Genomic DNA, 14,211 nt, shown 5'->3' with positions numbered 1-14,211 from the left:
GCCGTCCCAATATGGAACCGAATCCAACCAAGATCCACCGACTCCCACAAAATCCTCAACAAACTCCAATCCAATCGAGCCTTCCCATTATGGAACCAATCCCATTTCGGAACACTCCCCCAAAGGGCTCACACTCCACCCATCCCATCGCTCCCACAACCCCGCAACTATAATTCCCTAATGTCCGTAACCACCGCCACACCCTCCCCTCAGCTCTTCCGCCCCGACCACCGCTCCGCCGACGCCCTCCGTCAGGTCCGCATCACCCCTCACTACGTCGCCATGGCCGAGGGCTCCGTCCTCATGGAGTCCGGCAACACTCGCGTCCTCTGCAACGCCACCGTCGAGCAGGGCGTCCCCAGCTGGCTCCGCAACTCCGGCCGTGGCTGGGTCACCGCCGAGTACGGCATGCTCCCCCGAGCCACCCTCACCCGCACCGCACGCGAGAGCGAACGCGGCAAGGTCGGCGGCCGCACTCACGAGATCCAGCGCCTCATCGGGCGTTCCTTGCGAAGCGTGGTAGATATGAAGGCTCTCGGCGAGCGCACCGTCATCCTCGACTGTGATGTCCTTCAGGCCGACGGCGGAACCCGCACCGCAGCCATCACCGGAGCCTGCGTCGCCCTGGCCCTCGCGCTCGGCAAGCTCGTCAAAGCCGGCACCCTCAAGAACTCGCCTCTCAAACAGATGGTCGCCGCCACCTCCGTCGGCATCGTCGACGGCAACGTTCTGCTTGACCTCGCCTACGAAGAGGACTCCCGCGCCGCCGTCGACATGAACGTAGTCATGCTAGCCAACGGAGGCCTCGTCGAGACCCAGGCCACCGCCGAGCACGACTCCTACACCCGCGCCCAGCTTGGCCAGATGCTCGACTTCGCCGAGAAGGGCATCCAAGAACTCCTCGCCGCCCAGCGCACGATCCTGGACCAGGCAGGATAAATCTTCATCCCGACCAACGGGAGGACCCGCGCACCTACCCAGCCGCGACCGGTACAAAAGTCACGAAGTGACCGCCTCCCGCGCAGGGAGCCCGTCCGGCAGGACAACCCTCGTCAAGCCGCCTCCCGAGCCCCCACGTGAGTACCAGAAGAAACGGCCAACTCCAGCGCAGGCTGCCGAGTCGTCATCACCATCTGCGCCAGCAGACCCTCTTCAACGATCAAAACCGTCGCACACACAATCAGCGGAATCAGTTCGCCGAATACCCTCGTCTCGATCAGAATCCCATACACAAACATGAACCCGAACCAGATCGGCAGCAGCCACAGCCAGGCCTCCAACCGGGGGTCGCGAATCCTCCGCCGCATCACCACGACAAACACCAGCAGATATCCGCAAGCACTCATCAACTGCGGCCACGCCTGTGGAAACAGCAGCGACTTCACATTCCAGTCGATCCGTGGATAGAACTCCGACACATTACCCGCGAACACGTGTCGAAGGAAGATCTGCCACCCCGCCCAAAATAAAGCCAGCGGCACGACTACTCCCAGGCTCTGCACGCGCAGCATCCTCGACCATCGCAGCCGCCCACCCTCCACCGCTTCATTCAGCAAAAACAACGGCAGCAACAGCAGCGTAGTCTCTCTGTTCAGCGTCGCGATCACAAACAGTCCCGCAAAGTAAATCCAGTGCCGCCGAAAGTACATCAGGTACATCGCCGTCGCGAAGAACGCCAGGCTCGGCAGATCGTAGACGAATCGAAAGTTCTGCACCGTATGCATCACATAGGTCGCGGCGCAGGCCACCAGCAGCAGCGGATAAACCATCGGCGTCAACAGCCGCCGCCGCGAACTCGCCTGGTAGATCCTCGTCGTCATGTACCCGGCCACAAGCAAACACACGACGTTGATCCCCGCCTGCACCAGCACCTCGGAAGACACCGGCTTGGGAAACCAGAAGTGTGACTTCGCCAGCGGTCTCGCCAGCCACGCAAGGGTACTGCTCTCATGCGCCCACCGCATCGGCAGCATCATCAGGCTTCGCCCCTGGAACGGCATCCGCTCCCGGCCCTCCTCGTACAGCAGTGTGTTCACGTAGGGCCTTGTCAGCCACAGATAGCACCACACAAACTGCACCGTAGCGAACACATACACCACAATCAGACAAATTCGCTTGTGCCTGGACATAGGCTCACCTCGTCAAAAACCGCATGCCACTGGCTTTCGGCAAGGGAATGTGCAGCCCCCGTTCCGCCGCAATCACTCCTAGGATGACCCGATCCTTACTGCGGGTTGCAACAGCTCACAACCTCTCTTTTGCAACCGGAGGCCCAACCCGGCACTCCAAACCTGTAGAATCTCTCACGCTGATATAACTAGCTTGCAGAGGCAGGAAAAAACCCTTGAACATAACCACGACCCAGCAGACAGCCTCCACCCGCGACCCCCAGGCCACTGACGTTCGCGCCATGAGCATCGCCACCGTGCTCTTCTTTATGTGGGGCTTCCTCACCTGTCTCAACGACATCCTCATCCCGCATCTCAAAGGCATCTTCAGCCTCAATTACGGCCAGGCCCTGCTCGTTCAATTCGCCTTCTTCTCGTCGTACTTCATCTTCGCGCTCCCCTCCGGAAAACTCGTCGACTGGCGCGGCTACAAGCAATCCATGGTCATCGGCCTCATCGTCATGGCCGCCGGCGCGCTGCTCTTCCTGCCCGCCGCCAGCACCGCGTCCTTCCCTCTCTTCCTCTCCGCGCTCGTCATCCTCGCCGCCGGTATCACCTGCCTTCAGGTCTCGGCCAACCCCTACGTCACCAACCTCGGCCCGCAAGCCACCGCGGCCAGCCGCCTCAATCTCGCTCAGGCCTTCAACTCCTTCGGCACTACCATCGCACCCTTCTTCGGCGGAGCCCTCATCCTCGGTGCCATCCAGGCCTCGCCCGAAAAGATCCAGTCCTTCTCCGCCGCAGCGCTTCAGACCTACCGCGAGCAGCAGGCATCTTCCGTCCGCATGCCTTACCTCGTCATCGCTCTTACTCTCGTCGTACTCGCCGTCGCCATCGGCCTGATCAAGCTCCCGACCACCGACTTCACCCGCGACTTCCGCCCCGGTGAGCTAGTCGGCCGCGCCGCAGGAAGCATCTGGCATCAGCCGTATCTGCTCATGGCCACACTCGGCATCTTCGTCTATGTAGGCGCCGAGGTCTCCATCGGCAGCTTCCTCATCAACTACCTCGGCCTGCCCCACATCATGAACTTCCCCGAGCGGACCGCCGCCCACTACGTCTCTTTCTACTGGGGCGGAGCCATGATCGGCCGCTTCATCGGCTCCTACGTCCTTCGTTACATCAGCACCGGCAAAGCCCTCGCAGCAGCGGCCTTCATCGCCTTCTGCCTCGTCCTTACCACCATGGCCACCGGAGGACCCGTCGCCCTCTACACCGTCCTCGCCATCGGCTTCTTCAACTCCATCATGTTCCCCAGCATCTTCAGCCTTGGCCTCGCCGGACTAGGCGAACTCACCAGCAAAGGATCCAGCCTCCTCGTCCAGGCGATCGTAGGCGGTGCCCTCCTTCCCCTAGCCGAAGGCCATCTTGCCGACCGCGTAGGCGTCCAGCACGCCTTCATCATCCCCGCCGTTTGCTACATCTATATCGCCTTCTTCGGCTTCATCGCCTCTCGCCGCAAAGACATAGACCAGGACCCCAGGCACCCCTCACACACCGCTACCGCTCACTAAAACAGAACTCCCTCTCGCACCCTTCCAGCAAGTGGGAGTTCATAGCAACAGCACAAATCTGTCATTCCGACCGAATCGCAGCGCAGTGGAGGAACCGCTCCTCCTTCGTACCGGCGAGAACTTTCGCCGCGAAATTCGGTAGCTGGTCAGCTTGGAGTGAACGACTGAAGTCTCCGAAAACCCGACTTTGCGGGAACACGGCCTGATTAACGGCCACAAGAGCGTTCATAAGGACTGACCGCCAGGGACTCATCGCTCCTGTCAAGAGAGGAAGTCCAACTTGCACCGTGTTGAATCTACCGCTGCCATAACGCATCCAATGCGCCAAGGAGCAACAATGAAAATTTCAGGCAACACCATCCTCATAACTGGCGGCACCAGTGGCATCGGCCGCGCACTTGCTGAGGCGCTGCACGGCAAAGGGAATCGGGTGATCATCGCTGGACGGCGGCAGGAGCTGCTCGACGAGGTCACGGGGCGCAATCCCGGGATGGTAGGTATCGCGGTGGACCTGAGTGACAGCGCGGCCATCACAAAGTTCGCAGAGTCGGTGAAGAGTCGGTTTCCTCAATTGAATGTTCTGATCAACAACGCAGGCATCGCCGGGCATGAGGACTACACGTCGGATTCGACCGACCTGACGCGGGCGTACAGCACCATTCAGACCAACATCACCGGCGTGGTGCAATTGTCGACCGCTCTGCTCCCCACATTACGTGCTCAGCCACACTCCACGCTGATGGTGACCACTTCAGGGCTTGCATTCGTCCCCTATCCGCCAGGTCCGGTTTACAGCGCGACCAAGGCCTTCATGCATAACTGGCTTGACGCCCTTCGTATGCAATTGCGGAAGACCAGCGTTGAAGTCTTAGAACTCGCGCCGCCTTACGTACAGACAGAGCTCGGAGGTCCGCAGCAGGCCAGCGATCCGCGTGCCATGCCGCTTGAGGATTTCACCAACGAGGTCATGCAGATTCTGGAAAGCAACACCATCGACAAGGGAGAGATTCTCGTCGAGAGAGTCAGACCTCTGCGCACTGCGGAGAAAGATGGCAAGTACCAGGAGTTCCTCGACGTGTTCGCGAGCATGCACGTTTAGTGACTGAGCCGGCGGTCGTCTCATACGGTCGGCCGCCGGATCCTCGAGTCCTCTGAATGGAAAACAGGATCACAGGCAACTTGGCTGCCCCTAAGTTGAAACTGGCCCACTCCCGGAATTCCCCCCTCACAAACGGAACATTCCGTGCAATCCAGACACCCCGAAAAACCTGTCAAGCCCCTAAATCACTCAAATCACTCTTATAAAACCACTTACGCGTGGCGTATGAGTTCCTCCCGATCCCGTAAAATAGAGTCAGACAAAAAATAAGGTCCGCGCATAACCGAAATCGAACAGCACATGCCCGTAAGTCCTTTGCTAAGAGGATTTTGCCCCTAACCCCTTTCTTTAGACGAATTTGGCGACACCTATTTTTCTATCTGACTGCATCTAAGCCACTTACGAAGAGATACCCCCCCAGGGGGTACCCCTGACTCGGGCCGCCGGTCTGCCTCACTCGCTCGAGGAAAGGGAGATGGTGAAAGGGAGATGGTGAGAACAGCGTGGATGAATGGCATGTCGTCCCATCGAGGCTTCCCCGCCCATACCGAGGATGACGCCAAATCCACAGAAGCCGCATCCCATCCCTGAACCATCGACGCTCACCGGCGCAAATCTGCAAAGATCGGGCGCATCCTAACCTCGGCTTCCGCTTCACACCGAACCTATCCTCCGCTGTGTAAAATGGCCCTTCGTAGTCCTTCCATCACTCCAACCGTCTCAGGAGACAAGCACCCCATGATCAAGTTGACACCAGGAAAGTTAGCCGGCCTCAAGGCCGTCTCCGACCATCGTGGCGTGATCGCCGCCGCCGCCATGGACCAGCGCGGATCCCTCCAGAAGTCCCTCGCCAAAGAGCGCGGAGCCGCTGCCGACGCGCACGACCTCGAGGAGTTCAAGACCCTCGTCACCTCCGTCCTCACCAAGCACGCCTCCGCCATCCTCCTCGACCCCGAGTTCGGCCTCCCCGCCTCAAAGCACCGCAACGGCAAGGGCCTCCTGCTCGCCTACGAGAAGACCGGATACGACGCCACCACCCCCGGCCGCCTGCCCGACCTCCTCGACGTCTGGAGCGTCCAGCGCCTCAAAGCCGCAGGAGCCGACTGCATCAAGATTCTCCTCTACTACACCCCCTACGAGAAGAGCAGCGTCAACGACCTCAAACACGCCTGGATCGAGCGCATCGGCGCTGAGTGCATCGCGAACGACATCCCCTTCTTCCTCGAGTTCGTCGGCTACGACGCCGAGGGCGGTGATGAGAAGTCGGTCGCGTACGCCAAGAAAAAGCCCGAGATCGTCTCAGGTTCCATGGCCGAATTCGGCAAGGCCCACTACAACGTCGATGTCCTAAAGGTCGAAGTCCCCGTCGAGATGGCCTTCGTCGAAGGCACCAAGTCCTTCAAGGGCGAGAAAGCCTACACCCGCGCCGAAGCCTTACAACACTTCCGCGACGCCGCCACCATGACGCACAAGCCCTTCATCTACCTCTCAGCCGGCGTCTCCAACCCCGTCTTCATCGAAACCCTCGAACTGGCCGTCGAATCCGGCACCACCTTCAACGGAGTCCTCTGTGGCCGCGCCACCTGGAAGGACGGCATCCCCATCTACGCCAAGCAGGGCGCCAAGGCCTTCGAAGACTGGCTTAACACCACCGGCGTAGAAAACATCACCAACGTCAACAACGCCCTCAAGCAGGCCCACTCCTGGCACGACAAAGTCGAATCCAAATAGCCTCCACCCGTAGCAACAATCAAGGCGCTGCATTCGTGCAGCGCCTTTTCATTGACATGGGAGATCGTCCACTGACTTTATTTAAAGGACAACAGATTCAAGCTATCGCTAAAACGGCCCTTCGTGCAAACACCCTAAGCACGCTCTGCCGCATCGTAAGCTAGATAAATTGAGAAGAGGTTGAACAAATGGATCGGTCGCAAGAGAAGACAGTTACAAAGTCGCTGGCGAAGGGCCTGCTGGCAGGGTTGATTGGTGGCTTGGTGGCAACAGCAGCAAAGACGCTTGCGGAAAAGATCTATCCGCCGCGCACTCACGGAGAGCCAGAACCATTCACAGTGCTGGCGGAGAAGCTCGTCGGGCACGAGCTTATCGGAACCCAAAGGGTCATCGCGACGGAGACACTTCACTGGGGGTTCGGAGCTGCGGCTGGCGCTGCTTATGGAGCGCTGGCAGAGTACTATCCGCAAGCCACGGCGAAGGATGGTGCTGGATTCGGAATGGCACTATCTTCCCTGACCCATGGGACAACCCTTCCAGCGCTGGGTATTTCGCCAGAGCCAGAAGAGCAGACAACCCGCGAACGCACCAGTGAGCTGGCCACCCACGTTGTCTACGGAATGGTCACCGAGACCGTCCGTCGCGCGGTGAGGAAGATGCTGGGTTAGGCGTTGTCGCAACATGTAGTCCGAAGGTTGCAGAATCCGCAATGCATAACCTTGGCAGCACTGCAGCGCACAATCGCTTCACGGAGTAAAGGCGGCTATCCATTGAGCATTAGCCCAGAGGCGTTCGGCGGAGTCGTATCGAGTGGCGAAGTTGGCGATGACGTTGCCAGCTTCCTCGTCGATCTGCGAGGCGTAGTTGAGAACCAGCTTGCGCTTACGAGTGATAGCTCCGGCGGCGGATTCGTCGGTCTGGCAGAGGATGGGACGGAGCGGTTCGTCAAGCAAGGTCGTCGCATCGCGGAGCGAGTCAAGGTCTGCGGCAGCACTGGGGTGAGTAGCGGCGTACGGAAGGTCTTCGTAGAAGGCGGCGGGAAGCGACACTACGAAGGGCATGGCAGCTTCGCGGACGGCGAGGTGGTCAATTTGATTGCCCAGAGCGGCCGGAACAACAACAGCCTCCATCGCGTCTAGCTCGGATTGACGAGTAAGAGCCTTGCGGATTTTTTCAATCGACGGGTCGCTTGGATTTACAGGCATATCACATAGTTGATCGAGGGGAACACGAAGCCGGATAGGCGCGTCTTTGAGGTTGAGGTCAAGCATCTGCAGATTGTTCTTGAGACCCTTCGGCAAGGACTCTTTCATCCGCCGAAGGAAGAGCTCGTCTTCACGCAGGCGCATGGCCGAGACATAGGAGAGCTCGTCGTTTTCGTGGACGAAGGCAGCATCCGAGTACGGAGCGTAGCGGCTGCGTGTGAAGACGTTGAGGAGCGTGACCGTGTGGCGCGCGCTAAGCCAGTGAGTCATCGCCAGCGAGAGAGAGAACGCAGCGTCATCGCGGTGTGGGGAGAGAATGAGGATCTTCAGGGTGGGCTCCAGAGCCTATTTTACCGGGCAGCGCCGATGGGATGTGATCACGGGTCTGGGGCCAGTTGGCAATCAGGTCATCCACGACAAGGTGGCCGACGCGATAAGCAGCATCGAGCGCCGGAAGGTACGCGCTGTACTGTCGCACCTTGGTTTCGCCGAGGCTTTCGGCGGCAGTGATTCCAGGACGCTGTTGATCGAAGTTGGACGCCGTTCGAAGTACAAGGACGCGGTTGATATCGAGCCTATGCGCGTGAGCAAGCCATGTCAGGGACTGCATGGTGCCGGTATCCTCCATGCCACAGATCGCGTAGGTACCATGGCCGTCAGTCTGATACTTCACCCAGTCGCGGGCCCATTGGTTGAGGAGCTTGCCGTGCCAGAACGTTGAAGCGGAGAGATTATCACCCCGCAGAACGAAGGGCGGACGATGAGCCGCCTCTTCGGCGTATTGCTGGCGACGAGCGGCTATCGCCGGTGTATCGGGAAGCGGCGTGTCCTTGGTAAGTGCGAACGCCCAGTCAACCAGAGAGGTGTTGAGGCGATAGATGTTGCCGTCGTCTCCAAACCTGGCGGCTCGGGGCTGCTCATACGGCGTGGACTTACCAAGTGGCACGTATCCCGTCGACCAGTCTTTGGGAATTTCGCGGGCATCGATCTCATGCGCAAGGTCGCCGTCGACGATGTAATCGGACCAGACTGCAGAGCCGAGCGAACCCATGCGAGGGTCGATGCCGCCGATGCCGGCAACGAGAAAGTAGGCATGTGTAAGGTCGAATCGGGGATCGAGGCCCAGCGCCATAATAGTGGCGGCAGTGCGGGCGGTGCCGACGCCAGTAAGCACGCCGAGAATCCCGTTCTTTTCATTGAGACGGAGGTCGTGGTAGCCCGCGGAAAAGGGGATAACCGTATCGAGGTGTTCTCGCTCAACCCAGTACTGATACTCACCAGGCGCGTCGCCGGTGTCGGCACCTACTTCAAACATGTTGATGACCACGACTTTGATCTCGATGGCCTTGGAGACCTTCTCCGGAGCACCGGTGAGATCGGTCAGGTGCCGGTCGGCGCTGGAGATTGTGGCGACGGGGGCCGGACAACAGGCACTTGCAGCCACGCTCGACACAGCCAACACGAGAAGCATGAAAAAGAGGCGCATAGGCAATGGTAGCGCAGCAGCGCTCGAAAACTTTGTAACGCGTGAGCAGACGCCCGCACTATATGCGCAAAGTATAGAAAGGAGACTGACATGTCTGAAGATACTGCTGCAGTTGTAGTGACCATCGCATTCTTTGCTGTGATGGCCGCTTGGATTCCTTTAGTCGAGTGTTGTAGAAGGGCGATGCGAAAGCAACCAGAACGCGAACGAAGCAGGAGTGGCCGGGTCGTCGAAATGAAACCCAAAACGCACGAAAAAAAAAGGCGCGGATACGAGGCGGTCGTATTGATTACGATGGTGGCGTCCGTCTTCTCGCTGGGCCTGATCAACTAATTCGAGCTAGACACCCTTCTTGATCGGCTCCCAGATGAACTTGTGAATCTGGAGTGACAAACGGGCGTCGATTCCATCGGCCATCATCCACTCGACGAGCAAGCGAGGGTCCAGGATGGCGTTATCGGTTGTTCGGAGCAGGCTAGGAGCTTTGTGGAAGGCTGGACTCAGCAGGATTTGACCAGCCTTCTCGTGGAGCGCATGGGAAAAGATGAACTCGCGCGCGAAATCATAGTCTTCGCGATGCGAGATAACGAACTTGACCTCATCATTCTTAGTGAGGGCTTCGAGGTTTTCCATGCGGAAGCTGTTGGCTGCACTCCCTGCACCCGGGCACTTGACGTCGACTATCTTGTGAACGAGTTTGGGAACGTCCGCCAAAGGACGCTCGCCGCTCGTTTCCATCATCAACGTGTAGTTCTGTGCCAGCAGCCGCTCCATGAGTGGCACCAATTCCTTGGCCTGAAGCATGGGCTCGCCGCCTGTGAATTCGATGAGACGGCACGGGGCGAGGGCCTCAATTTGCGCGACGATCTCATCCGCACTGTACGCTTTTCCACCGGTAAAGGTGTACTCGGAGTCACACCAGGCGCACCGCAGATTGCAACCCGCAAGGCGGACGAAGATGCAGGGGAGGCCGGCGAAGGAGGATTCACCCTGGACAGATTTGTAGAGCTCGATTAAATGCATCTGTGTGTCTCGCTAACGAAAACTACGTCAATGGCAAAAGACGATATAACTGGGTTTCTCCGCTGTACCGAGCGCAGTTGGCCACTTGCGTCGTCTACTCGTAGTAGCGGGCGAAACTGGTATCGGTCTCGTAGAGTGTGCAGTCCTTGACGCGGACGCGACCGCTCGTCATCTCGTGGAGTTGGGCACTGGTCTGATCGTAGAAGTATTTGGCGAGGTTTTCGGCGCTGGGATTCATCTCTTTGTCGAACGGTGGCAGGTCGTTGATCATGAAGTGATCAAGGTAGTCAACGGTTGGGCGCATGACCTGCTTGAGTAGTTTGAAGTCGAGGAGCATGCCGGCTTCGTCGAGTTCTTCGCCGATGAGGGTCACGAAGACCTTGTAGTTGTGCCCGTGCGGGTTTTCGCACTTGCCGCGATAGTTGCGGAGGTAGTGGCCGGAGGAGAAGCCGGCTTCTACAGTTACTTCGAACATGAGTCTGGAAGTCCCTTCGGTAGTTCGATCGTTCGATACTTCGAAAAAGATCGGGCCGCGTCTGGGTTGGATATGGGTGGGCTCGCGGACGCGGCAGCAGCCTGCTTTGATTGTACCGTTTTGCGGGCTAAAGGGCTCGTCGGCGCTTTGCTCTGCGTACCTCTTCGTTGCGGCGCTCTGCCTGCTCAAAGAGTGAAGACAGAATGCCTGCGAGGGCCACGAGGAGGCCAACGACGAAGAGACCCAAGCCCATAGTGCGCCACAGAGCGGCGTCTCCGGGCGAGCCGGGCTGTTGGGCAATGTTCGTGTAGGCGACACCGCAGGATATGAGTGCGAAGAGAATGAGGCTGCTGGCGAGGATGTAGAGGTTGCGGCCCATACGGATGGTCTTATTTTACGGCGAGAAGCACCCGCACGACTCCGGCCCTACCTCAACTTGTAGATGCGGGCCTCCCAGCCGGCCAGGTTGAGAGTGCCGGTGACGAGGCCAGTGGTGTCGAGGTTCGATATGATGAGCGAATCAACTTTGACGCTGGCCGGAAGGGTGTAGGCGACAGGGCCTGAGCTGAAGTTGAGGGCGACGAGGTAACGCTCTGCGCCCAGCGCGCGAGTGTAGATGAAGATCGATTTGTTCTCTGGGTCGAGGTCCTTGTAGTCGCCGTAGACAAAAACTTGGTGGGCCCGGCGAAGTGCGATGAGCTTGCTGGTGTAGTTGTAGATCGAATTGGAATCGGCGACTTCAGAGGCGGCGTTGATCTCTGTGTAGTTGGGGTTTTCGGCTAGCCACGGCTTGGGTGCGGTGGTGAATCCGCCGTTAGCGGAGGTGTCCCACTGCATTGGGGTTCGCGAGTTGTCGCGGCTGGTATGGCGGAGGTTGGCGATGAAGGTTTCCTCAGGGATCTTGCCGGTGAGGACCTGGGTCTTATACGCGTTCTTTACTTCGATGTCGTCGAAGTCAGCGATGCTTTTGAAAGGGTAATTGGTCATGCCGAGTTCGTCGCCCTGGTAGAGGAAGGGCGTGCCATGGAGAGTGAGGAGCATCGTGGCGAGAAGCTTGGCAGACGGAATGCGAAACTCAGGTGAGTCGTCGCCGAAGGTGGAGACAAGGCGGGGGTTATCGTGGTTGGAGAGGAACACGGTGTCCCAGTCGTGCGTGCCAAGCACTTCTGAGTGGCGGGTGTAGATAGATTTGATGGTGGCGAGGTCGAAGGGTTTGAGCTTGATGCCGTCGCGGTTGGAGCGGATCGCGTCAAAGTTGAAGATCATGTTGAGCTCGCGGCGGTTGTCGCCGACGATGAGCGGGGTCTGTTCGAGAGAGATGCCGAGAGCCTCGCCCACAGTCATGACGTCGTACTTCGCCATGACGTTGCGGTTCATCTCCTGCAGGTAATCATGCATGTGGGGGCCGTTGGCGTAGGCATTGCCGTAGCTATGAAGTTGGTCAGGCGTCAGATCGGGGAAAGCCGGATTCTTCGATATGAGGGGAATGACGTCCATGCGGAAGCCGTCGACGCCCTTGTCGAGCCAGAAGCGCATGAGACTGTAGACCTCTTCGCGAACCTTGGGATTATCCCAGTTGAGGTCGGGCTGCTTTACGGCGAAGTAGTGCAGATAATACTGGCTCGTGATGGGGTCGAGCTGCCATGCCGAACCGGAGAAGAACGACGGATCGTTGTTAGGCGGCAGCATCGTCGACTTTCCATCCGGACCTGCGGGACCGGGCTTCCCGTCACGCCAGAAGTAAAAGTCGCGATAAGGATTGTCTTTAGATTTGCGGCTTTCGACGAACCAGTGGTGTTCGTCGGAGGTGTGATTGACGACGAGATCGATGATAAGGCGCATGTGACGCTGCTTGATGCCGGCAAGCATCACGTCGAAATCGGCCATTGTGCCGAACTCCGCCATAACTTTGCGGTAGTCGCGAATGTCGTAGCCGTTGTCGGCGTTGGGGGAGTCATAGTGGGGGCTGAGCCAGATGACATTGACGCCGAGCTTCTGGAGATAGTCGAGCTTGGAGGTGATGCCGGGGATGTCGCCGATGCCGTCGCCGTTAGAGTCTTTGAAGGAGCGAGGGTAGACCTGATAAACGACGGACTCCTTCCACCAAGTGGGCTGGTAGCCGTTGATGAGGCCGGCCCGCGCGCCGTCAGCGGTTTGTGATTGGAGCGAAGCCAATGGCAAGAGAGCTGTAAGAACGAGGGCGGCGAGAACGAGGGCGGGAGTCTTCACCGCACTATGGTCTACGGAAGTCTCAAGCGCGTCAAGCAAACGCAGACCATGACCTGGAGGGAAAAAGAGCCTGTATCGAATGGACACAGGCTCTTTGGTGCAACGATCATCAAGAAGAAGTTAGTACTTTGTGACGGTTCGGTCGCCGGCTACAAGGTCGCGCTCTCGGTCTATCGGATCATTGTCGATTTTGCGCGCGGCAATCGGCTCACTGTCAGATAGATTGCCGAAGGTGCCGCGGCCGCCGGTTGTGTCCTTCGATCCTGCTTCGCCAGTGGAGGAGATGTCGGTTGCGCCGGTCTCCTTGAGTGCAGCTTTGGCGGTGTCGATCTGGTCAGAGGTGTCGCAGTGGATGGAGAGGAGTGTTCCTCCGCCTTTGACGGCGCCTTCGTAACGCTTGGCTTCGTATTCAGGGATGCCCATACCGACGAGGGCTCCGACTAGTCCACCTACCGCTCCGCCAATGCCGAGACCGGCGAGCGATGCCATGATGGGGCCAGCGGCGATCAGCGGGCCGACGCCGGGGATGGCGAGAGCTCCGATACCAGCAAGGAGACCAAGGGATCCGCCGATGACGCCTCCAGCGGTGACGCCGGTGGCTGTGCCTTCAGGAGCCTTGGTGTGCTTCTCGTGGGCAAAGGCGCGTGTGCTTTCGTCGTCGGGAAGGAGAACGGAGATCGCCGAATTCTGAAAACCCTTGGCGAGTATGTGGTCTACGGCGGATTCGGCGGTATTGGGAGTCGCGTAGATACCGAAGACTGCGGTGTTTTTGCTGGACATGATTACTCCTTTGCTGCTGGATGCAGCACTGGTGGATGATGGATCTACTCGGTTGATCGTCTTGATTTAATTCTTTGACGGTGGGCTACTACTTGACGGTGAGATCGTTTGTTACCTTGTCAGCAGAAACCACGCTTGCCGCAACGGATGCTACTTTTTGCTTTTCGTCGTCGGATGAAACTGGGCCCTTGAGAGTTACAGTGCCGTTGACAGTGATGATTTTGACGTTGTGGGCATAGGTTGAGAGAGACTTGTCGGCGATGATCGCCTTACGAATCTGAGCAGTTGTCTGCCTATCCGACGTGCCGCCGTGCGCCTGGGTGTCAGCCGTCGGTTGCTGGGCTTTATTTTGTTTGGAGTTATCGGGCGGGGTCGTCTGATCTGACGATTGCGCGATAGCCCGCGACGTGGGGAGGGTAGTTGTGAAAAAAGTACAGGCGAGCGCGGCCGAGGCCAAGAGGATGAACCGTAAAGCTTTCATGGGAGAGTCCTTTTCTGCGG

15 protein-coding genes are annotated in these 14,211 nt (G+C 58.6%); 6 read left to right on the top strand and 9 right to left on the bottom strand.

Features of this window, described 5'->3' with window-relative positions; genetic code table 11:
* Window positions 1-180 precede the first annotated feature (180 nt).
* Complete coding sequence (gene rph, locus RBB81_RS09625) at window positions 181-939, top strand: ribonuclease PH (RefSeq protein WP_353073526.1); 759 nt, start codon at window positions 181-183, stop codon at window positions 937-939.
* Between the two features lie 113 nt (window positions 940-1,052).
* Here the strand turns inward: rph and RBB81_RS09620 are convergent, their stop codons facing one another.
* Complete coding sequence (locus RBB81_RS09620) at window positions 1,053-2,129, bottom strand: hypothetical protein (RefSeq protein ID WP_353073525.1); 1,077 nt, start codon at window positions 2,127-2,129, stop codon at window positions 1,053-1,055.
* A 215-nt stretch (window positions 2,130-2,344) separates the two neighbouring features.
* Between RBB81_RS09620 and RBB81_RS09615 the strand changes: the two genes are divergently transcribed.
* From RBB81_RS09615 to RBB81_RS09600, 4 genes are all read left to right on the top strand, one after another.
* Window positions 2,345-3,682, top strand: a complete 1,338-nt coding sequence (locus tag RBB81_RS09615) for a sugar MFS transporter (protein ID WP_353073524.1) — start codon at window positions 2,345-2,347, stop codon at window positions 3,680-3,682.
* 337 nt (window positions 3,683-4,019) lie between these two features.
* Complete coding sequence (locus tag RBB81_RS09610) at window positions 4,020-4,781, top strand: SDR family oxidoreductase (protein WP_353073523.1); 762 nt, start codon at window positions 4,020-4,022, stop codon at window positions 4,779-4,781.
* A gap of 741 nt (window positions 4,782-5,522) precedes the next feature.
* On the top strand, window positions 5,523-6,512 hold the full coding sequence (locus RBB81_RS09605; protein WP_423248073.1) for a tagatose 1,6-diphosphate aldolase: 990 nt from the start codon (window positions 5,523-5,525) through the stop codon (window positions 6,510-6,512).
* 188 nt (window positions 6,513-6,700) lie between these two features.
* Window positions 6,701-7,180: a DUF1440 domain-containing protein gene (locus RBB81_RS09600; RefSeq protein ID WP_179581710.1), complete on the top strand. Its 480-nt coding sequence runs from the start codon at window positions 6,701-6,703 to the stop codon at window positions 7,178-7,180.
* Window positions 7,181-7,258: 78 nt separating this feature from the next.
* Here RBB81_RS09600 and RBB81_RS09595 read toward each other — a convergent pair whose 3' ends face one another.
* Window positions 7,259-7,987, bottom strand: coding sequence for a hypothetical protein (locus tag RBB81_RS09595; RefSeq protein WP_353073521.1), 729 nt, complete (start codon window positions 7,985-7,987; stop codon window positions 7,259-7,261).
* A gap of 25 nt (window positions 7,988-8,012) precedes the next feature.
* A complete protein-coding gene (locus tag RBB81_RS09590; RefSeq protein ID WP_353073520.1) occupies window positions 8,013-9,188 on the bottom strand; it encodes a purine nucleoside permease in 1,176 nt (391 codons plus the stop codon).
* Between the two features lie 105 nt (window positions 9,189-9,293).
* Here RBB81_RS09590 and RBB81_RS09585 point away from each other — a divergent pair, with 105 nt between their 5' ends.
* The gene (locus RBB81_RS09585) at window positions 9,294-9,536 is read left to right on the top strand and encodes a hypothetical protein (protein ID WP_353073519.1); all 243 of its coding nucleotides are present in this window, start codon (window positions 9,294-9,296) and stop codon (window positions 9,534-9,536) included.
* A 6-nt stretch (window positions 9,537-9,542) separates the two neighbouring features.
* On the opposite strand, the gene RBB81_RS09580 is transcribed toward RBB81_RS09585, so the two are convergent.
* The 6 genes from RBB81_RS09580 to RBB81_RS09555 form a co-directional block, all read right to left on the bottom strand.
* On the bottom strand, window positions 9,543-10,226 hold the full coding sequence (locus RBB81_RS09580) for a 7-carboxy-7-deazaguanine synthase QueE (protein WP_353073518.1): 684 nt from the start codon (window positions 10,224-10,226) through the stop codon (window positions 9,543-9,545).
* Window positions 10,227-10,320: 94 nt separating this feature from the next.
* Complete coding sequence (gene queD / locus RBB81_RS09575) at window positions 10,321-10,701, bottom strand: 6-carboxytetrahydropterin synthase QueD (protein WP_353073517.1); 381 nt, start codon at window positions 10,699-10,701, stop codon at window positions 10,321-10,323.
* A 127-nt stretch (window positions 10,702-10,828) separates the two neighbouring features.
* Entirely contained in the window at window positions 10,829-11,080 is a 252-nt protein-coding gene (locus RBB81_RS09570) for a hypothetical protein (RefSeq protein ID WP_353073516.1), read from the bottom strand.
* A 47-nt stretch (window positions 11,081-11,127) separates the two neighbouring features.
* Complete coding sequence (locus RBB81_RS09565) at window positions 11,128-13,017, bottom strand: alpha,alpha-phosphotrehalase (protein WP_353073515.1); 1,890 nt, start codon at window positions 13,015-13,017, stop codon at window positions 11,128-11,130.
* A 33-nt stretch (window positions 13,018-13,050) separates the two neighbouring features.
* The gene (locus RBB81_RS09560; protein ID WP_183789538.1) at window positions 13,051-13,710 is read right to left on the bottom strand and encodes a DUF3341 domain-containing protein; all 660 of its coding nucleotides are present in this window, start codon (window positions 13,708-13,710) and stop codon (window positions 13,051-13,053) included.
* 88 nt (window positions 13,711-13,798) lie between these two features.
* Window positions 13,799-14,191 carry a BON domain-containing protein gene (locus RBB81_RS09555; RefSeq protein WP_179581701.1) on the bottom strand — a complete coding sequence of 131 codons (393 nt, stop codon included), beginning with the start codon at window positions 14,189-14,191 and terminating at the stop codon, window positions 13,799-13,801.
* Between the last annotated feature and the right edge of the window lie 20 nt (window positions 14,192-14,211).

The sequence above is a fragment of the Tunturibacter gelidoferens genome, from assembly GCF_040358255.1.
In the GTDB taxonomy this organism is placed as follows: Bacteria; Acidobacteriota; Terriglobia; order Terriglobales; family Acidobacteriaceae; genus Edaphobacter; species Edaphobacter gelidiferens.
Note: the sequence above shows the minus strand (reverse complement) of the source record. Positions and strands in the feature narration are given on the sequence as shown.